Annotated in this window: 22 protein-coding genes and 5 pseudogenes; 15 read left to right on the forward strand and 12 right to left on the reverse strand. The window is 68.5% G+C overall.

The window, feature by feature from the left end; all coding sequences use genetic code 11:
• The first annotated feature begins 46 nt into the window (after nucleotides 1-46).
• The 4 genes from ACZ6B8_RS09705 to ACZ6B8_RS09720 all read left to right on the forward strand — a co-directional run bounded on the left by ACZ6B8_RS09705 (nucleotide 47) and on the right by ACZ6B8_RS09720 (nucleotide 3,079).
• Nucleotides 47-1,033 (forward strand): hypothetical protein, encoded by a 987-nt coding sequence (locus ACZ6B8_RS09705; protein WP_471606839.1) that lies wholly within the window; start codon nucleotides 47-49, stop codon nucleotides 1,031-1,033.
• A gap of 164 nt (nucleotides 1,034-1,197) precedes the next feature.
• Nucleotides 1,198-1,872, forward strand: coding sequence for a hypothetical protein (locus ACZ6B8_RS09710; protein ID WP_471606840.1), 675 nt, complete (start codon nucleotides 1,198-1,200; stop codon nucleotides 1,870-1,872).
• Nucleotides 1,873-2,085: 213 nt separating this feature from the next.
• Nucleotides 2,086-2,217 (forward strand): hypothetical protein, encoded by a 132-nt coding sequence (locus tag ACZ6B8_RS09715; protein WP_471606841.1) that lies wholly within the window; start codon nucleotides 2,086-2,088, stop codon nucleotides 2,215-2,217.
• Nucleotides 2,218-2,296: 79 nt separating this feature from the next.
• Nucleotides 2,297-3,079 carry a sulfite exporter TauE/SafE family protein gene (locus ACZ6B8_RS09720; RefSeq protein WP_471606842.1) on the forward strand — a complete coding sequence of 261 codons (783 nt, stop codon included), beginning with the start codon at nucleotides 2,297-2,299 and terminating at the stop codon, nucleotides 3,077-3,079.
• Nucleotides 3,080-3,090: 11 nt separating this feature from the next.
• Here the strand turns inward: ACZ6B8_RS09720 and ACZ6B8_RS09725 are convergent.
• From ACZ6B8_RS09725 to ACZ6B8_RS09755, 7 genes and pseudogenes are all read right to left on the reverse strand, one after another.
• Nucleotides 3,091-3,217 (reverse strand): annotated as a pseudogene (locus ACZ6B8_RS09725) (YnfA family protein); the annotation flags it as partial.
• 203 nt (nucleotides 3,218-3,420) lie between these two features.
• Nucleotides 3,421-3,840 (reverse strand): arsenate reductase ArsC, encoded by a 420-nt coding sequence (locus ACZ6B8_RS09730; protein ID WP_471078247.1) that lies wholly within the window; start codon nucleotides 3,838-3,840, stop codon nucleotides 3,421-3,423.
• Nucleotides 3,833-4,948 (reverse strand): ACR3 family arsenite efflux transporter, encoded by a 1,116-nt coding sequence (gene arsB, locus ACZ6B8_RS09735; protein ID WP_471606843.1) that lies wholly within the window; start codon nucleotides 4,946-4,948, stop codon nucleotides 3,833-3,835. Before arsB ends, ACZ6B8_RS09730 begins: the two co-directional genes overlap by 8 nt.
• Nucleotides 4,945-5,064 (reverse strand): annotated as a pseudogene (locus ACZ6B8_RS09740) (transcriptional regulator); the annotation flags it as partial. The pseudogene ACZ6B8_RS09740 and the gene arsB, both read right to left, overlap by 4 nt.
• A 686-nt stretch (nucleotides 5,065-5,750) precedes the next feature.
• Complete coding sequence (locus ACZ6B8_RS09745; protein ID WP_471078253.1) at nucleotides 5,751-6,149, reverse strand: lipocalin/fatty-acid binding family protein; 399 nt, start codon at nucleotides 6,147-6,149, stop codon at nucleotides 5,751-5,753.
• A 148-nt stretch (nucleotides 6,150-6,297) separates the two neighbouring features.
• Nucleotides 6,298-6,564, reverse strand: coding sequence for a hypothetical protein (locus ACZ6B8_RS09750; protein ID WP_471078257.1), 267 nt, complete (start codon nucleotides 6,562-6,564; stop codon nucleotides 6,298-6,300).
• Nucleotides 6,565-6,802: 238 nt separating this feature from the next.
• Nucleotides 6,803-6,931, reverse strand: a pseudogene (locus tag ACZ6B8_RS09755) (IS630 family transposase); the annotation flags it as partial.
• Here ACZ6B8_RS09755 and ACZ6B8_RS09760 point away from each other — a divergent pair.
• The gene (locus ACZ6B8_RS09760; protein ID WP_471606844.1) at nucleotides 6,896-7,129 is read left to right on the forward strand and encodes a hypothetical protein; all 234 of its coding nucleotides are present in this window, start codon (nucleotides 6,896-6,898) and stop codon (nucleotides 7,127-7,129) included. The pseudogene ACZ6B8_RS09755 and the gene ACZ6B8_RS09760 overlap by 36 nt on opposite strands.
• 286 nt (nucleotides 7,130-7,415) lie before the next feature.
• A complete protein-coding gene (locus tag ACZ6B8_RS09765) occupies nucleotides 7,416-8,930 on the forward strand; it encodes a glutamate synthase-related protein (RefSeq protein ID WP_471606845.1) in 1,515 nt (504 codons plus the stop codon).
• A 198-nt stretch (nucleotides 8,931-9,128) separates the two neighbouring features.
• Here ACZ6B8_RS09765 and ACZ6B8_RS09770 read toward each other — a convergent pair whose 3' ends face one another.
• Complete coding sequence (locus ACZ6B8_RS09770) at nucleotides 9,129-10,814, reverse strand: acetolactate synthase large subunit (RefSeq protein ID WP_471606846.1); 1,686 nt, start codon at nucleotides 10,812-10,814, stop codon at nucleotides 9,129-9,131.
• Nucleotides 10,815-10,917: 103 nt separating this feature from the next.
• A complete protein-coding gene (locus tag ACZ6B8_RS09775) occupies nucleotides 10,918-11,040 on the reverse strand; it encodes a DUF6192 family protein (protein WP_471078268.1) in 123 nt (40 codons plus the stop codon).
• A 49-nt stretch (nucleotides 11,041-11,089) separates the two neighbouring features.
• On the opposite strand from ACZ6B8_RS09775, the gene ACZ6B8_RS09780 reads away from it, so the two are divergent.
• The gene (locus ACZ6B8_RS09780) at nucleotides 11,090-11,224 is read left to right on the forward strand and encodes a hypothetical protein (protein ID WP_471606847.1); all 135 of its coding nucleotides are present in this window, start codon (nucleotides 11,090-11,092) and stop codon (nucleotides 11,222-11,224) included.
• A 97-nt stretch (nucleotides 11,225-11,321) separates the two neighbouring features.
• Here the strand turns inward: ACZ6B8_RS09780 and ACZ6B8_RS09785 are convergent, their stop codons facing one another.
• Nucleotides 11,322-11,966 carry an SMI1/KNR4 family protein gene (locus tag ACZ6B8_RS09785; RefSeq protein ID WP_471606848.1) on the reverse strand — a complete coding sequence of 215 codons (645 nt, stop codon included), beginning with the start codon at nucleotides 11,964-11,966 and terminating at the stop codon, nucleotides 11,322-11,324.
• 312 nt (nucleotides 11,967-12,278) lie between these two features.
• On the opposite strand from ACZ6B8_RS09785, the gene ACZ6B8_RS09790 reads away from it, so the two are divergent.
• The 7 genes and pseudogenes from ACZ6B8_RS09790 to ACZ6B8_RS09820 form a co-directional block, all read left to right on the forward strand.
• Complete coding sequence (locus ACZ6B8_RS09790) at nucleotides 12,279-12,878, forward strand: SMI1/KNR4 family protein (protein ID WP_471606849.1); 600 nt, start codon at nucleotides 12,279-12,281, stop codon at nucleotides 12,876-12,878.
• Nucleotides 12,879-12,958: 80 nt separating this feature from the next.
• Nucleotides 12,959-13,369 (forward strand): hypothetical protein, encoded by a 411-nt coding sequence (locus ACZ6B8_RS09795; protein ID WP_471606850.1) that lies wholly within the window; start codon nucleotides 12,959-12,961, stop codon nucleotides 13,367-13,369.
• Between the two features lie 392 nt (nucleotides 13,370-13,761).
• Nucleotides 13,762-14,115, forward strand: a complete 354-nt coding sequence (locus ACZ6B8_RS09800) for a hypothetical protein (protein ID WP_471606851.1) — start codon at nucleotides 13,762-13,764, stop codon at nucleotides 14,113-14,115.
• 140 nt (nucleotides 14,116-14,255) lie between these two features.
• Nucleotides 14,256-14,639 (forward strand): hypothetical protein, encoded by a 384-nt coding sequence (locus ACZ6B8_RS09805; protein ID WP_471606852.1) that lies wholly within the window; start codon nucleotides 14,256-14,258, stop codon nucleotides 14,637-14,639.
• A 248-nt stretch (nucleotides 14,640-14,887) separates the two neighbouring features.
• A complete protein-coding gene (locus ACZ6B8_RS09810; protein WP_471606853.1) occupies nucleotides 14,888-15,079 on the forward strand; it encodes a hypothetical protein in 192 nt (63 codons plus the stop codon).
• A gap of 238 nt (nucleotides 15,080-15,317) precedes the next feature.
• The gene (locus tag ACZ6B8_RS09815) at nucleotides 15,318-16,364 is read left to right on the forward strand and encodes an SGNH/GDSL hydrolase family protein (protein WP_471606854.1); all 1,047 of its coding nucleotides are present in this window, start codon (nucleotides 15,318-15,320) and stop codon (nucleotides 16,362-16,364) included.
• A gap of 181 nt (nucleotides 16,365-16,545) precedes the next feature.
• Nucleotides 16,546-16,698 (forward strand): annotated as a pseudogene (locus ACZ6B8_RS09820) (IS5/IS1182 family transposase); the annotation flags it as partial.
• A gap of 1 nt (nucleotide 16,699) precedes the next feature.
• Here the strand turns inward: ACZ6B8_RS09820 and ACZ6B8_RS09825 are convergent.
• Both ACZ6B8_RS09825 and ACZ6B8_RS09830 read right to left on the reverse strand, forming a co-directional pair.
• Nucleotides 16,700-16,891 (reverse strand): annotated as a pseudogene (locus tag ACZ6B8_RS09825) (IS5/IS1182 family transposase); the annotation flags it as partial.
• A 40-nt stretch (nucleotides 16,892-16,931) separates the two neighbouring features.
• Nucleotides 16,932-17,282 carry a hypothetical protein gene (locus ACZ6B8_RS09830; RefSeq protein ID WP_471606855.1) on the reverse strand — a complete coding sequence of 117 codons (351 nt, stop codon included), beginning with the start codon at nucleotides 17,280-17,282 and terminating at the stop codon, nucleotides 16,932-16,934.
• Nucleotides 17,283-17,579: 297 nt separating this feature from the next.
• Here ACZ6B8_RS09830 and ACZ6B8_RS09835 point away from each other — a divergent pair, with 297 nt between their 5' ends.
• A complete protein-coding gene (locus tag ACZ6B8_RS09835; RefSeq protein WP_471078280.1) occupies nucleotides 17,580-17,963 on the forward strand; it encodes a hypothetical protein in 384 nt (127 codons plus the stop codon).
• The last annotated feature ends 18 nt before the right edge of the window (nucleotides 17,964-17,981 follow it).

The raw sequence follows: 17,981 nt of genomic DNA on the forward strand, positions 1-17,981 counted from the left end.
ACGTGGCCGCCTCCTTCGACCTTCGACCTTCGAGTAGGAGACACTCATGGACAGTGTGGTGAAGGATCAAGTGGACAGTGTGGCGAGGGGGCAGGCGAGGGCCACCGGACATCAAGTCGCGTCGGCCACCGGACACCAAGTCGCGTCGGCCGTCGGCCGCCAAGGGCCGGAGCCCGGCCCGGCGGACACGTCGCCGACCTGGCGCGCGCTCGGCCTGGACACGATGGCGTCCCTGCTCGTCCTGTCCCTGCACCGCCTGGGCGTCCGCGGCTTCACCGCCCGGTGCCAGTGGCCCCGTCTCCATCCACTCAACGAGCGCGCGATCCCCGTAGCGCACCATCCGCTGATCATGGCGGAGTCCACCCGTCAGCTCGCCCTCGCACTGGAACGCTGCCACCTGTCCGCGGGCCGACCTGCCCCGCTCCAGCCCGTCTCGGTCAGCCTCGGCCTGCGTCCATGGGCGCAGCCGAGGGAACAGAACAGCGCCACTGACGTGGTAGCACGGGTGAGCGTCAGTGACCTCGCGACCCGGTCCGGTGCACTCTCCTCCTACCGCATCACCGCCGAGTTCGAGCACGAAGGAGTGCCCTTCGGATCGTGCACCATGCGGTTGGGCTGCCCGGCGGACCTGGGCGACGTCATCGCGCTGCCCCCACCCGCTCTCTTGCGCCCTCCACCTGCCGCGGTGGGCGCGGCCGCCGACACCGACGTCATGCTGGCGCGAGCGCCGCAGGGGCGCCTGGTCCTCGTCCCCCGCGACCCCGGCCACCCCGTCCTGCTCGCCGACCGCCCGGCCCAACTACCCGCCCTGGCGGCGCTGGAAGCCGTGCGACAGGCCACGATGCTGACCTCCGGCATGACCACCGCGGGGGTGGCAGGACTGGGTGTGGAACTGCGTGCCCCGGTGCCTGCGAGCGGAGCTCTGCTCGAAGTGGCGGCAGAGCCGGGAGGAGCCCGCGTGCTCATCATGGTCTCCGGCCGCGTGGCCGCCTTGGGGACGGTCGGGTTGCTGAGGCCGCGATCGGCTGCCTGAGCGACCTGCCCAGCCGGAAGAAGGGGGGGGCGGATGGGTTCTGTCATCGCCGGTCGACCAATCCGCCACAGCAGCAGCGACGAATAACGGGTAAAAGGGGCAAGTGCCCCGCAAGAGGCCGACCTCTGGCCGGTCGCTACCTCCCCGGAAGGGGACGCATTGCGATGACAGTCAAGCGCTCAGCCCGTATCGCCGCACTCATGGCGCTGCCGGCGGCCTTCACCTTTGCCCTGGCCGCCCCCGTACTGGCTCACGACGGGCACGACGGCAGTTCCCCGGCACGGCACGGCCAGGACTACAGGTTCGATCTGCGGCAGCTGAACAACTCCGGTGCCGGCGGCACCGCACTCCTCAGTCTCCACGGACAACGGCTCACGGTGACGATCAACGCCCAGGGCCTGGTCCCCGGCCAGCCGCACGCCCAGCACATCCACGGCTCGACCTCCGGGCACGACTTCCATTGTCCCGACGCCGGCGCGGACAAGAACGGCGACGGCATCGTCAGCACCACCGAGGGCCTGCCCGCCTACGGAGACATCAACATTTCCCTGACCACCAAGGGAGACACATCCAAGGCGAGCGGCCTCGTCGTGGACCGGATGCCGGTCGCGGACAGGAACGGCAACGTCTCCTACTCGCGCACGATCACCGTCTCCCCGGCCGTGGCCGCCCACATCACCAACCTGCACGTGGTGCAGCACGGCATCGACCCCAACGGCAACGGGATGTACGACTTCAGCAAGGGCAAGAGCGACCTCGACCCCAAGCTCCCCCAGGAAGCCACCGCCCCCGCGAGTTGCGGCATGCTCCACGACTCGACCGGCATGAACCACGGTTGACGCCGTCCGCGCACATGACCGACGTCCGACACCGCCCGGCCCCGCGAGGAACACGGGGCCGGGGTGTGCCGTAGACGGTGCCGCCCAAGGGCGGAGCGAGGAGGACGGCCGCCCCGGCGGAGATCCACCCCGGGGGAGTCTCCGGCCGATCCGTTCAACCGGCCACGTCATCGTGGTGACTTCGGCCTGCGGGTGCCTCCCTCGCAGAGGGCGATGCGCGAGTTCTTCGCGGCGTGGCGCGATGCGCTGCCGCTGGCCCGCAAGCCGGCGGTCGCGTGCCGGGACCACGAGATGGCCAAGCCGGACGTATGCGGCCGCAAGCCGGGCTGCACCTGCTGCTCGTGAACATCTCATTTCCTCCCCGCCCTCCCTCCGGGTGCTCCGTCGATACTGACCGGGCCATCACGGAGCGGCGGGGGCAACAGTGGAGTGGACGATCTGGGCCGGGTTTACGGCCGGCCTGCTGATCTCGACGGCGACCGCGCCGGTCGGCGTGTCCGGCGCGGTCTTCCTCCTGCCGGTCCAGCTCAGCCTTCTCGGCGTCCCCAGTCCCGCCGTCACGCCGACGAACCTGCTGTTCAACGTGGTGGCCGGCCCCGGCGCACTGTGGCGCTACCGCCGCGACGGGGCTCTGCGCGGCACACTGGCCCGGCGCCTGGTCGCCTGGACACTGCCCGGCGTCATCGGCGGCGCCACCATCCGCGTCTTCGCCTTCCCCGGCCCCGACGTCTTCCGCCTCCTGGTCGCCGCCTTCCTCCTCCCGCTCGGCGCGTGGCTGTGCCTGCTCACCCTGCGCCCCGCCCGTCGGCGGCCGGACGCGGCCGAACCGTCGGCGCGTGTACTCGCCGTGCTCGCCATGACGGTCGGGGTGGTCGGCGGAATCTACGGCATCGGCGGCGGTTCCCTCCTCGGCCCCGTCCTCGCCGCCCGCGGCATGCCCATGGCCCGCCTCGCACCGGCCACCCTCGCCGCCACCTTCACCACCTCCGTCGCCGGAGCCGCCACGTACGCCGCGCTGGCCCTGACGAGTCCCGGGACCGTCGCGCCCGACTGGTGGCTGGGTCTGGCCTGCGGCGCCGGAGGCCTGATGGGCGGCTACCTCGGCGCACAGCTCCAGCCTCACCTGCCCGAGACCGCGCTCCGGCTCCTGCTCGGAGTCCTCGCGGGTGCCCTCGGCGCGGTGTACGCCGTCCAGGCCGTGGCATGATCCCGGCCGGCTCAGTGGCCGCGCGGGGTGTCCATGGTGACCGCCATCCCGGCGAGGCAGACCAGCGCGCCCGATGACGTCGAAGCGCTCGGGCCGGTAGCCGTCGGCGACCACGCCCCACGCGATCGACCCGGCGACGAGGCCGGCAGCAGGGTGATGGGGCCTCGGATGCTGAGTCCCATCCAAGACGCCCTTCCCTTCGACTCCAAGACACCCTTCCCTTCGGCGACTTGACCGAGACGTCCACCACCTCGGAAGGGCGTCAGCCACGGTGCGGTCGACGAAGTGCCTCGCACCACACCACATGAGAATAGCGACGAGCGGCTGGAACGGCGGGGCGGTCAGGCGTGCTCGGTCAGGAGTTCGGAGAGCAGGCCGCGGACGCGCTGCTCGATCTCGTCGCGGATCGGGCGGACGGCTTCAAGTCCTTGTCCGGCCGGGTCGTCGAGTTTCCAGTCGAGGTACCGCTTGCCGGGGAATACGGGGCAGGTGTCGCCGCAGCCCATGGTGATCACGACGTCGGACGCCCGCACGGCCTCCGCAGTGAGGATCTTCGGGGTCTGGGCGGACAGGTCGATGCCCACTTCGGCCATCGCGGCGACGGCGGCAGGGTTCACCGTGTCCGCCGGGGTCGACCCGGCGGAGCGGACTTCAACGCGGCCTTGGGCGAGGTGGGTGAGGAAGGCGGCGGCCATCTGCGAGCGGCCGGCGTTGTGGACGCACACGAACAGCGCCGACGGCTTGGGCCGGAGGTCAGCCATGGGCAGAGCCTTCCGGGAAGACGGCCGGGGTGGCCGCCGGTTGGGGCGGGGGGAAGTAGCGGCGGGCAGCGAGGGCGACGTAGACGAGGCCGATGAGGACGGGGACCTCGATGAGGGGGCCGACGACTCCGGCGAGGGCCTGGCCGGAGGTGGCGCCGAAGGTGGCGATGGCGACCGCGATGGCCAGTTCGAAGTTGTTGCCCGCCGCGGTGAACGCCAGCGTGGTCGCGCGCGGGTGGTCGAGGCCGACCGCGCGGCCCGCGGCCATGGATCCGGCCCACATGATCGCGAAGTAGACGAGCAGGGGCAGCGCGACGCGGGCAACATCGAGGGGCTTGGAGGTGATGGCGTCGCCCTGGAGGGCGAAGAGCACCACGATGGTGAACAGCAGCCCGTACAGGGCGAACGGCCCGATCCGCGGGATCAGCGTGGTCTCGTACCAGGTGCGGTCCTTGGCCTTCTCGCCCAGGCGGCGGGTGAGGAACCCGGCCAGCAGCGGGATGCCGAGGAAGATGAGCACGCTGCGGGCGATCTCCCACACGGAGACGTCCAGCGCGGTCTGTTCCAGGCCGAGCCAGCCGGGCAGCACGCTCAGGTAGAACCAGCCGAGTCCGGCGAACGCGATCACCTGGAACACGGAATTGAGGGCGACCAGGACGGCGGCGGCTTCGCGGTCGCCGCGGGCGAGGTCGTTCCAGATGATGACCATCGCGATGCAGCGGGCCAGACCGACGATGATCAGGCCGGTGCGGTACTCGGGCAGGTCCGGCAGGAGGACCCAGGCGAGCGCGAACATCAGGGCCGGGCCGACGATCCAGTTCAGGACCAGGGACGGGATGAGCAGGCGCCGGTCGCGGGTGACGGTGCCGAGGCGGTCGTAGCGGACTTTGGCCAGGACCGGGTACATCATCACAAGCAGGCCGAGCGCGATCGGCAGCGAGACACCGGTGACGGTGACCTTCGCGAGCGCGTCGCCCAGGCCGGGCACGAGCCGTCCCAGACCGAGGCCGGCGGCCATCGCGGCCACGATCCACACGGCGAGGTAGCGGTCCAGGAAGGACAGGCGCGCCGCGACCGGCCCGGCACCCGGTGCGGGCGTCTCGTTCACGAGGCGGTCCCGACGGGCTCGGCCGGGGCGGCGGGGCGGGTCAGGACGGCCGCGAGACGGTCGGTCATCTCCGGGAGCAGCCGGTAGTACACCCACGTGCCCCGGCGTTCGGAGTCCGAGCACCAGGAACTGCCCGCCGAGGCCATCGCCGCCTCGCTGGGGTGCGGCAACCCGGCCACGCACGCCAACACCGCCGCGAGCACGACCGCTCCCGCGTCCACCTGCTGCGGCTGACCAGTCCCGCACCAGGAACCCGCACCCGGTCCGTCAAACAGTGGGACCGGTGTGCGGGTTCCAACCGTTCTGGCTTCAGGATTGTGCGAACCTGCGCGCTTCGGCCTTCGACATCCTGCAAGCCGACGGGAGCGAGCCGCTCAACCACCTCTACAGGGGACGCAGGAGACTGCTGGAGGTCCTGTTCGCGTTTCGGGGTCTGGCGGAGCCAGCGTCGAAGGCGTCCTGGTCGAGAGCCTGGGTCAGCGCTACTTGACCGGATCTGCGGTTGGACCAAGATCAGAACGCCCCGGGCCACCCCTGGACCGGCGTGCGCTTCGCCGCGGCCCGGGGTGGCCGCGACGTGCTGGACGCGGTCCGAGGGGACGCGCGGGGGCAACGTATGGCAGGGGAGGTGCTGCTCGCCGGACGGGGTGGGCGCCGAGATGCTCTCCGGTCTCGGGTCCATCCGGTCAGCCGGGCGCAACGTCATCGGCCAGGCCGGCACGAGCGGGTGTGCAGCCAGGCCCCGTGCGCGCGCATGGGCGGCTCCCGGCACGGTCAGGACGGCCCCGAAACGGTCAGGCTTTCAGAGACGGCGGAATGTCCGGACAGAGGTCACGCCCTTGGCCGAGTAGGTGACCTCCATGCTCGTGTCCGCGAAGGCCCGCACGATCGTGGCCTCGTCCTCGCCGTACTTCTGCACCTGGATGAACTTCGCCCCGTCCTGGGTCACCGTGCTGCGGGCCCTGCGGTTGTCGAACGTGTCCTCGTCGAACTCCTCCCCGAGGACAAAGTTGATCTCCGTGTTCTTCAGCGCGGTGAGGGTCTTCAACGTGTACCGGCCGCCCGACTCGGTCATCTCCTCGGTCGGCTTGGCCTTGGCCGCGAGGTTGCGCTGGATCATGCCCACGCCGATCGCCTTCAGGTAGGCGTCATAGTTGTCATCACTGCTGGTCATCTCGAACTTGCCCGTGACACTGCCCATGGTCGTGTCGCTCCCGTCCTGATGCGTGAAGTCGTCGCGCGGAAGGCGCGCGGCCGCCGCTGATCACGCTATAGGCGCAGGTCAACAGGGTGAGAGGTTTCCAGCCATCGGGCCCGGCGGGGGTAGAAGCACGCCGGCTGAATCCCGCTCAGCCCAGAGCGATCGGACCTTGCAACTTGTAGAGCTGGCCGCTGGTGGAGGATCCGTCGGTCGGCCTCTGGGGCGGCGGCGGAAACCCGGCACCCACCACGGGGGAGGCTCCGGTCATGAGGCCGCGCGGAGCGATGACCTCCTCCCCGTCGACCGCGACCTCCGCCACGAGGCCCTGCTCGGCCGCCGCCTGCGACAGCACCTCCGCGACTTCCTCCGCGCTCTGATCCTCACAGGGGACGATACGGTCCACGTGGTCAGTCACGATGCCCTCCGGCTCTCAGGGGCCCGGGACGCCTTCCCGGCCCAACTCCGCCAGCGCATCACGCCCGGCCGCACCCCGCAGCCCGGTAGACCCCGGATTCACCACAACGAGCGCCGGCACGACGCGCGGCCGAAGAAGGCGCGATAGAGCGGACCAATCCTGAACGCGCGGAGGCGGGCGCCCCGGTGCACGTTCAAGTTGTCCCGGACGAGGACGAGCGGGGCATCGAGTTGAAGGTGGGCGGCGTCATCGAGAATCCGGCCTCGTCCTCAAAGACGATGAAGACCCCGCGCGCCGCCGCGGTGCTTCCGGCTGCGGCGGAGGAGTAAGCATGATCTGGCACACGACGACCGCTCCTTCGGCCCGGCGGTCCGATCTGCGGGCAACGGTCAACGGAAAGGGAGTGGCCGTCGAGTCATCAAACCCCGGCCGCTTTATGGGCTTTTCTCAGCCGCTAAATGAGGTGGTGCTCGGGGTCGATACGCATCGCGATGTTCACGTTGCGGCTGTGCTGCGGTCTTGGTTACGGCCGATCCGGCCCGGCGGGAACAGCTGGCCGGCCTGACTCGGCATGCGCTCATCCACGCCTGCCTCCAGCTGAGCGACAGTGATGCGACGACGGATCCAGTCCACCATCTGTACGACGGGTGGTGTCCGGCCCGTCCTCTGCGTGGTGGACTTCAACTCGATCTGGATCAGGGCCCCCTCCCGACACCGTTGGGAAGTCGACTGCGCCCGCCTCCCCGACCGCGCGCAAGAGGAGAGCCTTCGCCGCCCTCACGTGGCATTTCGCCGGCGTGGGGTAGCCGGTCGTGGTGAGGTTCGGCCAGTCGAGGAGAGGAACGTCTTTCATGCGTGCTCGGAACATAGGCGCGTCAGCCGCCACAGCATTGGCGCTGGTGGCAGCCCGCGACCTCGTGCAGAAGAAGCACGCACTGCTGAGGACCTTCCCCGTGCTGGGGCACGCCAGGTACTTGCTGGAGAAGATCGGCCCCGAGCTGCGGCAGTACGTCGTGACGTCCAACGACGAGGAACGGCCCTTCAGCCGTGACCAGCGCAGCTGGATCTACGCGTCGGCGAAGGAGGAGAACAACTACTTCGGGTTCGGCACCGACAACGACGTCGAGCATGAGCAGGGTCACGCGTACGTGAAGCAGCGCACGTTCGCCGGTCGGCTGCCCGATCTGCGCGACGCGCAGGCGCCGTTGCCCTCGGCGAAGGTGCTCGGCGGACCACGAGGCCGCGCGAAGGCGTTCCGTCCGGCGAGTGTCGTCAACATCTCGGCGATGAGCTTCGGCTCGCTGTCCGGCGCGGCCGTCACAGCACTCAACAAGGGCGCGGCGCTGGCCGGGACGATGCACAACACCGGCGAGGGCGGCCTGTCGTCCTACCACCTCAACGGCGGGGACCTCGTCCTCCAGATCGGTACGTCGTACTTCGGGTGCCGCAACGAGGACGGGACGTTCAACCTGGACAAGCTCAAGTCCGTGGTCGCGAGCGGGCCCGTGAAGGCGATCGAGATCAAACTCTCGCAGGGCGCGAAGCCGGGGCTCGGCGGCATGCTGCCGGGTGCGAAGGTGACCGACGAGATCGCCGGGATCCGCGACATCCCCGCGGGCAAGGACTGCGCGTCGCCGTCGCGGCACACCGCGTTCCACGACGTGGACTCGATGCTCGACTTCGTGGAACTGCTCGCCACGGAGACCGGATTGCCCGTCGGGATCAAGAGCGCCATCGGGGAAATGGGTTTCTGGGAGGAACTCGCCACCCTGATGGAGCGAGGTGATCGAGGGGTCGACTTCGTGACCGTCGACGGAGGCGAGGGCGGCACCGGGGCTGCTCCCCTGATCTTCGCCGACTCGGTGTCCCTGCCGTTCCGCATGGGCTTCTCCCGCGTCTACAGCGTGTTCGCCGAGCGCGGGCTGACCGACGACATCACCTTCATCGGCTCCGGCAAGCTCGGCCTGCCCGAGAACGCCGTCGTCGCGTTCGCCCTCGGCGTCGACATGGTCAACGTGGGCCGTGAGGCGATGTTGTCCATCGGCTGCATCCAGGCGCAGAAGTGCCACACCGACGCATGCCCCACCGGCATCGCCACCCAGAACCCGTGGCTGACGCGCGGCATCGACGCACCCTCGAAGGCCATCCGGGCCGCGGGCTACCTGCGCACCCTGCGCAGGGAGTTGCTGAGGGTCTCGGGCGCCGTCGGCGTCGCCCATCCCTCGCTCATCACCCCCACCGACATCGACATCCTCAACGGCGACTACGACGCCCGCACCCTGGCGAGCGTCTACGGCTACAAGGACGGCTGGGGCTCGCTCGGCACCGAGCTCGCCGATGAGATCACCGAGCTGCTCACTGCCTGAGCACGTCCTTGCCCCCTCGTCGGGTATGCGGAGGGACGACTGCCGCCTAATCAGCACGCGACGTCACGAGTTTGCGCAGTCCTGTCCGGGGCGTCCTCGGGGCGGGACGCTGCGCGCGAGGCGTGACAGCGGTCCGAGCGTGACAGCGGCCCGGACGGCGCGGCCCGTACGGGAGTCGGGCCGCGCCGTCCGGGCGGGTCAGAGCGCCGAGTCGAGGTGCCCGAGGTGCTCGATGAGGTTCATGTTCTCGGCGTAGTCCACCGGGCAGTTGATGATCGACACGCCCGGGTCCGCCAGTGCCTCACGGAGCGTCGGCAGCAGGTCCCCGGCGGACTCGATGTGGTAGCCCTTCGCGCCGAAGCTGCGGGCGTACTGGACGATGTCCGGGTTGCCGAAGTCGGTGTTGGAGTTCTCCCCGACCTCCAGGTCCATCTTCCACTTGATGAGCCCGTAGCCGTTGTCCTGCCAGATCAGCACGGTCAGCGGGATGTTCTCGCGGACCGCCGTCTCGATCTCCTGGGAGTGCATGAGGAACGAACCGTCGCCGACCGCCGCCAGCACCTTCGTCTGCGGCCTGGCGAGCTGGACCGCGAGCGCGCCGGGCAGCGAGAAGCCCATGGTGGACAAGCCGTTGGAGATGAGGCAGGTGTTCGGCGCGTACGTCGGGTAGAGCCGGGCCATCCACATCTTCAGCGCGCCGGTGTCGACCAGCACGATGTCGTCGCGACCGAGCGCGGCGCGGGTGTCGGCGATGACGCGCTGCGGGGCGAGCGGGTAGCGCTCGTCCGCGGCGCCCTGCTCGAGTTCCTTGGCCAGCAGCGCGCGGGTGGCCGTGGTGTCCTCGTCGTCGATGCTCCAGCGCAGGCCGTCGAGTGCGGTGGCGAGGGCGTCGAGGGAGGCGGAGATGTCGCCGATGATGCCGACATCGACCGAGTAGCTGTCGTCCACCTCCGCCGGGAAGCGGTGGATGTGGATGATCTTCTTGTCGCCGTCCGGGTTGATCCGGGACGGGTCGAACTCCTGCAACTCGTAGCCGACGGCGATGATGACGTCGGCCTCCTCGAACCCGAAATTGGTGTAGTCGCGCCGCATGAAGCCGAACGTGCCGGTCGCGCACGGGTGGTCGTCGGGCAGGACGCCCTTGCCGTGGAAGGTGGTCGCCGTCGACACGTCGAGTGCGGTGGCGAACGCCGCCAGCGACTCCCCGGCGCCGCCGCGCGCCGCGCCGTGCCCGGCGAGGATCACCGGCCGGCGGGCCTCCCGCAGCAGCTCCGCCGCCCGCTTGATCTGCCCCGGGGACGGCGCCTCGGGCTGCACGACGTTCCTGCGCAGCGGGCGCAGATCCGAGCCGTCCGTCGCCTCGTCGACGTCCTCGGGCACGGCGAGGTAGACGGCGCCGGGCCGCTCGGACTCCGCGGTCTTGAACGCGCGCCGCACCATCTCCGGGATGGCCCGGGTGGCCGGGACGTCCGCCGACCACTTCGTGACCGGGGCGAACATGCTCACCAGGTCCACGAACTGGTGGGACTCCTTGTAGTTGCGCTCCTTGCCGACCTGCGCGCTGATCGCGACGACGGGCGTGCTGTTCGTCATGGCGTCGGCCACGCCCAGCATCAGGTTGATCGCGCCGGGCCCCAGCGTCGCGGACATCACACCCGCCGAGCCGGTGAGCCGGCCGTGCATCTCCGCCATGAAGGACGCGGCCTGCTCGTGCCGGGTGAGGACGTAGCGGATCTTCTCCGAGCGGGCGAGGGCGTTGGTGAAACGGATGTTCTCCTCGCCGGGCACGCCGAACACCACCTCGACGCCCTCGTTCTCCAGACAGCGCACCAGGAGTTCGGCCGCTCCGTCGGGGGTCTGCTTCCGGTGCTCGGCGTCGCTCACGCTGATCGTGTCCTCTCCCGGGTTTCGGCCGCGCCGGTGGGCGGACCGGTCAGTCGTCTACCCCGGCCCACCGCTCGGACGCCTGCGGACCGGGTCTTACGGGTCAGACCCTCGGATTCTTGATCGCCGCCCAGCGTTCCTCGTCGTCAGAGACCGCAGCCAGGGTCTGGTGGGTGCTGGACGCCATTCCAGAGCATCGGTGCTGATCAGGCCACCGGCCGGCCACCCACCGATACGACTTCAGGGTGTTGTAGGGACGTCAATTCGACGGGCCTGTGCAGGGCACCACGCGCATCGCCGTGCGGGCCTGCCGGATCGGCGGCATCGACATCGAGGCGGTGCAGAGGGTCGTCGCCTTGTTCGCGGCGGCCAACCGCGACGCGGCCGCCTCCGAGTGGCCGGCTCAGTAACCCTGGCTTCGAACACTGCACCACCACCAGCACTGCACCACCACCAGCACTGCACCACCACCAGCACCTGCGCGTGGCGCACGCTCACCGCACACCGTCAACCGCCCAACGGCTCCCACGCCGCTCGCTCGGCCGCATCCTGCGGCACACCCCACACCAAGAAGCCGTTCATCAGGCCGACCCGCGCCTCTTCTGCGAGCGACGGGATTTCGAGGACGTCAGCCATCTCCTCCATGTAGTCCGTCAGTGACTCGAACTGGATGCTGCGCTCCGCATATCTACACCAGTACCAGATCCTGCCGGTCTCAGCGTCCACGCACAGGCCGGACAGAGCATCTGCACCCATCGCGGCAAAGGGGACCCAGGAGGGCCGCCACACCGTGATCTCTTCTGTGCTACCCGTCCTACGCTGGTCCTCTAGATCTTGCTGACGCAGAAACATCTTTCGCTGGTAGACGCGGCGGACGACGGAAAACGACATCAGCACACAGTCCAGCGGCATGAACCCGGGTATCGAATCCGGTCCCACACCTGCCCGCCGGCTCCACAACGCCCTCAGCCCCATGGGCAGACGCACACCCAAAGACGCCTGCAGTTCGTCGAGCTCCGCGTCGGAAGCGCCGGGCAGCAGGCTCGCGAATGTCGCCGGAGCGTTCCGCTCAAGCCAGGACTCAATACGCTGCCAGGCGTCCTCAATCTGCCGCCACTCAATGCTCTGCTCGCGTGCCGTATGACCATCCACACCCGGCACGCTAACCGTCAGCTGCTCACGAGCTCAGTGCGGGACGCACGGTCCGAGTGTGCTCAACTGCCCCCCCGCTGTAACCAGATGCGGGTTGGCCATCAAGGACCCCCCCCAAGGAAGCCAAGTTGATTAGGAACGAAGAAGAGCAGGACCAGGGCGTCCCCGATGCTGAGACCACCAAAGCAGACGCGCCACAAGACGCAACAGACCCGAGCGCGACGGTGAGACCGCCAAGTCCAGGCCGATCGAGCGCGGCTGCCGTTCTCGACCTGGACTGGTCAAGCCGGCCGACTTCCCGGTCGTCGAGGGATGGTCGACGACATCAGCCACGAGGGCCTGCGCATCCTGCTCCGCGAGGAAGGCGTCACCCTTCAACGCCTGAAGACCTGGCAGACCTCCCGCGACCCTGACCACGCGGTTAAAGACTCCGGCCTGCAGAAGGTGCGGCTGCGCCTGGCTAAGCTCTCGATCATGTGGAGACAAGTCGTCCAGGAGGTCTTTCCCGAGGCAGGCTTCGGGGAGCCTGCTCAGGCGCCCGGGATCGTCGAAGCCGAGAAGCGGCTGGGGCGGGCGTTGCCAGCGGAACTCCAGCAGTTGCTTCTCGAAAGCAACGGGGTGATCGGGCGCACCCACGTGGACACCGTCTGGACCTTGGACCAGATCGTCGAGCAGAACCTGCTCTTCTGGTCTGACGAGTCCTTCGCCCAGCTGTATATGCCTTTCGACGCCCTCCTGTTCTTCGGGGACAACGGAGGTGGTGACCAGTTCGCCTTCGTGCAGAAGCCCGAACGGCCAGATGTGTTCGTCTGGGAACACGAGAGCGACAGCCGTAGATGGGTAGCCAACAACCTGCGGGACTACCTCGGTCGTTCGCTGCGCGACAGCGGAGACGACTGGTATCGGCTGTAAGCCGTCCTGGAGTAACTCTGGTGGCGTTGGAGACACCATGATGGTGACCTCCATGCGAGGGGAGGCGGGGCGCGACGTGCTTGGTAGGTGGGCTGCGCATCTCCCCGGCGAACCCCTTCCATGACATCGTCGAGGACGACTACACCCAGACCTACCCGCTGCTCCTCGAAGCCATCAAGCCCCTGGGACTGGCCTACCTCCACGTCATGGAGACCATGGCCCACGACCTCACCCCGGTCCTGCGAGAGCAGTGGAACGGCGCCTTTATGCTCAACCCCGTCACCCCCGGTTCACGCACCAGCGCTGAGCAACTGCCGCTCGTCCAGGACGGAGCGGCCGACATCCTCTCCTTCGGCCAGCTCTTCATGGCCAACCCCGACCTCCCCCACCGCCTGGCCACCGGAGCACCCCTCAACGAAGCCGACATGAGCAAGGCATACGGCGGCGACGCAGTTGGCTACACCGACTACCCCGCCCTCCAGAACAGTTGAGGCCACCCGGCGGAAGCGCACCTGGACTCCTAGCACAACCCGCGCAGCAGGCCGCCCGAATTCCGTTGCCCGAAAGGTGAGCGGCCACCCCGGGCCCGGATATCGCAGTCAGCGGCGGGAAGCCGCCTGTCGTTTGACGGCAGGCGGCTTACGCGTCCAATCCGTCCAATGCACCCGCGCAATCCGGGGATTTGCGGCGGCGCGGCCCCCATAAGATCCAGGGTGACGGGGGCGGTCGCATGCCGCATCGCGTTCGCGTCGAAACGGCCGAGCACCTCACCTCAGGCGGTCGGCAGCGTGTGGAAGGTGTAACCGGATCGGATGGTCGCCGCCACCACCTCAGTAGGTGTCTCTCTTCCTCAACGCCGCATTTCAGAGCTCTGTGTGCCCGTGTGGCAGAGGTAGCCGTTCCTCGACCGCATTCTGCAACGGCTCCAACGCTCGGTCAGGCCCGGCCCCGCCAAGGAGAGCGGAACCTGTGGCCGTCATTCGCCAGCTCCGCCGTCCGCTCCTTCTACCGCTGGGCCGAAGAGCATCATCTCGTCGCCGAGGGCACCCACCACGCCCTGCGTGACAACGGCCGCTTCGCCGCCGGCGCCCCCGGCCGCCGACTCTGGACCACCGACCAGTGCCGCTGGCTCGCCCAGGCGGCCGACCGCTACCGCTGCCCCGACGCCGAACGCGCCCGCGCCGTCACCTACCTCACCCTCAACCACTCCGCCTGCCGCCGCCAGTACGGCCACTGAGTGCCTTCTTCTCTCACTCCATGGTGGGGTTTAGCCCGCCTTGGCCATGTCTGCCGGGTGTGTGTCAGGCAGCGTGGAGGTCGGGGGAAGTCCTGCATCTCGGCAGGACGATGAGAGGAGCTGCTTTGCTCAAATCTCCGATGAACGCGAAGAAGAAGTCCCTGACTGCTGCTGGTATGGCGCTGGCGGCCCTGACGGGGGCCCTGGTCACACTGTCCACCTCCGCCCAGGCAGACGGACCGCTGTGCGGCATCGGCAAGCCCAACGTCATCGGCACCTACCTCGGCCAGGCCGGCGGGGAAACGGAGCTGACACTCCGTGATGACAACACCGCAACCGTCGAAACCAACCTTGGAACCTTCAATGGCACCTGGGCATTCGGAGACAGCGCTATCTTGCTGTCGTACGGTGGCGATCCAGTTCAGCTTCTCTCGAATTGTGCGGGATCGAAGGCGAAGCCGGAGGTGCTGATCGGCGCGGCAGCCGACGACGCCGTCATTTGGACGCTTCACCGGCAGGTCTGACGCTTGGACCTGTTTGCATCAATCTGGAGATGTCGCTCGGCACCTCCAGATTGACCAGGCGGAAGGGGCGCTTGGTCAGCCTCCGGCCGTGACGCTGAACAGCGTCACGGTCTTTCCCTCTTGCTTGCGCCCTGATCAACAAGGGTTCGACGGCGGCGGGAGCACAGCATCCCGACGGACGACGAGAAATATTGTGACGAGGACGAAGACGCGCAGACGTACACGCGGAGTGTCTCCGATACGAAGGCGTGACCCTCACCCTTGACCAGCAGCGCGGCCTCTTCCGGTGCTGGACCACGGACGAGACCGTGCATCCTCACGAGGCCCTGGTCGGCATGCTCGCTCTGCTGCATGGCGCCTCCAGCACTGAGACCCGCCTGCTGCAGATCGACGGCGTCGATGAGACCGCCCAGAGCCTCCGCCTAAGGGCTGTCCCGTAAATGATCTGCAAACCGTGTCGAGCGCCTGGTCGCCCGCGCGACCGGCTCGCCGATCCCGCGCTTGTGTCGGCAGCTGTCAGGTGGCAGCACGACGATCCGATTACTTAGCTCGATCGAGTCCGATGGATCCAATTCGGTCGAGCGGTGGGCCGCCGGCCTGGATGATCTTGCGCAAGGCGCCTGCCAATTTGGGGCAAACTGCGGCTCCGGGGCGTCTTTTGCCGATTCTGGAGGATCGATGCGACACCCTGTCTCCCGTCTGCGCACGCACGCGCTGGCGGTCGGGCTCGCCCTGACTGTGGCCGCCCTCGTACCCGCGGGCTCCGCTGGTGCGGCTGATCAGTACCAGTGGGCCGCGTTAGGCGACTCGTACACCGCCGGCGGTTTCGTCGGGGACCCACAGCCCGCGCTCGGTAGTGCCTCGCGGGACGGCTGCGACCGCACCACCGGCGCCTACCCCGGTCTTGTCGAGCGGGAACTCGACGAGTTCCCGCCGGGAAAGCCCGTCCACCTGACCAACGTCAGCTGCGGCAACGCCACCATCGACAACATCGCCAACACCAAGCAGACGCCGATCAGTCCGGTCCAGCCCCCCGCCGGCGGCTGGAAAGCGGTCGACCCGCAGATCCAGCGGGCCCACCTGAACGACGGAACCGACGTCGTCACTATCGGCGTCGGCGGCAACAGCCTGCCCTTCGGCGGCATGCTCCTCAAGTGCCTCGAACTGGGCCCGAAGGTCGGCAAGTCCTGCCGCGAGCACTACACCAACCCGCCCGCGGGCGAGGAGAGCATCCAGGACAAGCTCGCCCGCGTCCAGGACGAGTACATCGACATGCTGGCCAAGGTGCACGAGGCCGCACCCAACGCCAAGGTGATCACCGTCGGCTACCCGGCCGTCCTGCCGGAGGAGGGCGGTTCCTGTAACCGCCTCTCCCTCACTGAGCTGAGCTCGACCAAGCACGCCGACATCGACTGGCTCCGTGACGACGTCCTCAAGCCGCTGAACGCCACGATCCAGCGGACCACGTCGTTCTTCGGTGACCGCTACGTCGACGTCTACTCCTCCAGCGTGGGCCACGACGCCTGCCAGTCCGCAGGCACCAAGTGGGTCGAGGGAATCTGCGGCGACGCCGAGGACTACTGGCCCACCAAGCTCGCCGGCACCGCGCTGAACTGCGGTCTCATCAACAAGCGCGTCACCCTGGTCCACCCCAACGGCATGGGATACGCCAACACCGCCGCACACGTCGAACGAGCCATCCGTATCGCTCTCCTCGACAGCTGACCGACCGCCCACCGGCGCCGGTGCCCTGGCCCGCGCGGAACCGCGGGCCAGGGCACTATGGCCAACCGGCGCGACGGGGATCCTCCGGCGGGTGCGTTGGGCGGCGTAGGCGACCAGGGGTCGTGTCCGCTCCGAGAATTGGGCTGGGCCCTCCGCCCGACCCTGATGTGATGATCTTGACGTGGCTAGCGTGATCACGGCGGCGGAGCCGTCCTGGATAACTCCTTTCTCCGGGCTGAGCCCTCGCGCCTTCGGAAAGCTGGTGACGGTTCTGCGGCGCGCGGGAGCGGACATGGCCCGCAAAGGCCGGCTGTGGAGCCTTCCGCTGGAGGACGCAAGTTGGTGCGCCAGTACGCCGCGACCAGCAGCACCCGGTCCTCCAACGGCAAACCCCATGGCCGGCCCCGCCGGGCCGAGTCCGCCCCTTCACGGCGCAGTGTGCTCACCAACTTGCCAAAGCAGCGCGGGTTCAGCCCGGTGAACGGGGCTATCCAGGACGGCTGCGACGCCGTGATGACACCAGCCACGCTGTGATCATTTCACTGTGGCGGGGTGGGCAGAAGGCCGTCATCCGCCCTCCTCGCCGTCGGCGAGACAGCGACGCCACCACAGATCAGAGCGCCACTGTCGATGATGGGCGAATGGATCGGGCAACGTGCGCCCGAGGTATGCGGCGTCCAGGAAGACCACTTGGCGTTTCAGCTCCAGGCGAGGTCGGGGTGGCAGCTCCTGAAGGACCTGTTCCAGCACGTCGCGTGCATGCCGCACGTCGTCGAAGGAACAACCGCGGCACGAGCACCGCGCGTACTGCGGATAGAGAGGGCCGCGTCGCTGCGGTGCCAGGAACTCTTGATACCGCCGCAATGCGCGTTCAGTGGCGCCGGGGTAGACGTAGTAGTCGCCGGAACGCCACTCCACCCGATGTATCGCAAGGCTGGTGGGGGCAGAAAGCCCGTGGATCCGGTTGGAGGACAGGGCCTCCCAGGTACGTGGGCCACATCGTTCGGCGCGCAGGGCGCCCGGCCGTCTACGCGGCATCGGCCTTTCGTTGTGCAGTCATGGAGGTCATCATGCCAGCCCCCACGCCCCTGCCACCGCTGGGCCGGAATAGCGGGACAGCCCTTAGGAGGACGGTTACCCGGCGACTGGTGTACGTCAATGTCGCTGAAAACGTGACCATTCCCCGCAGGGCGTGAGATGGGAAACCGTGACGTGGTGGAGAAGGACACCAAGTCTCTCGGGGGTGAACGGGTGCTGCCGCTGCCGGATCCGGTGCTCGATGCCCTGAAGGCGTTCCGGGCCCTCCAGACCGAAGAGAGGCTCGCTCCGGGGGAGGCGTACGCGGCGTCCGGCTACGTGCTGGTGCACGAGACGGGTGTCGCCTTCACGATCAAGCAGCTTCGCCGACGCGCGTATCGGCTGATGCAGCTTCTTGGGCTCCGTCGCGTCAGGCTCTACCTCGCGCGCTCAGCGTGCTTCACCTACCTGGCCGTCAAGACGACCAAGCGGTGGTACGTCAAGCCGGACGTAGAGGATCTTCGTGGAGCCGCCACGACCTGGGAGGGCTTGCACGGGGTTGCGGCGGAGGAGCAACCGTGATCCTCGGGGGATCCAACC

Source organism: Streptomyces sp. NPDC041122, assembly GCF_055592445.1.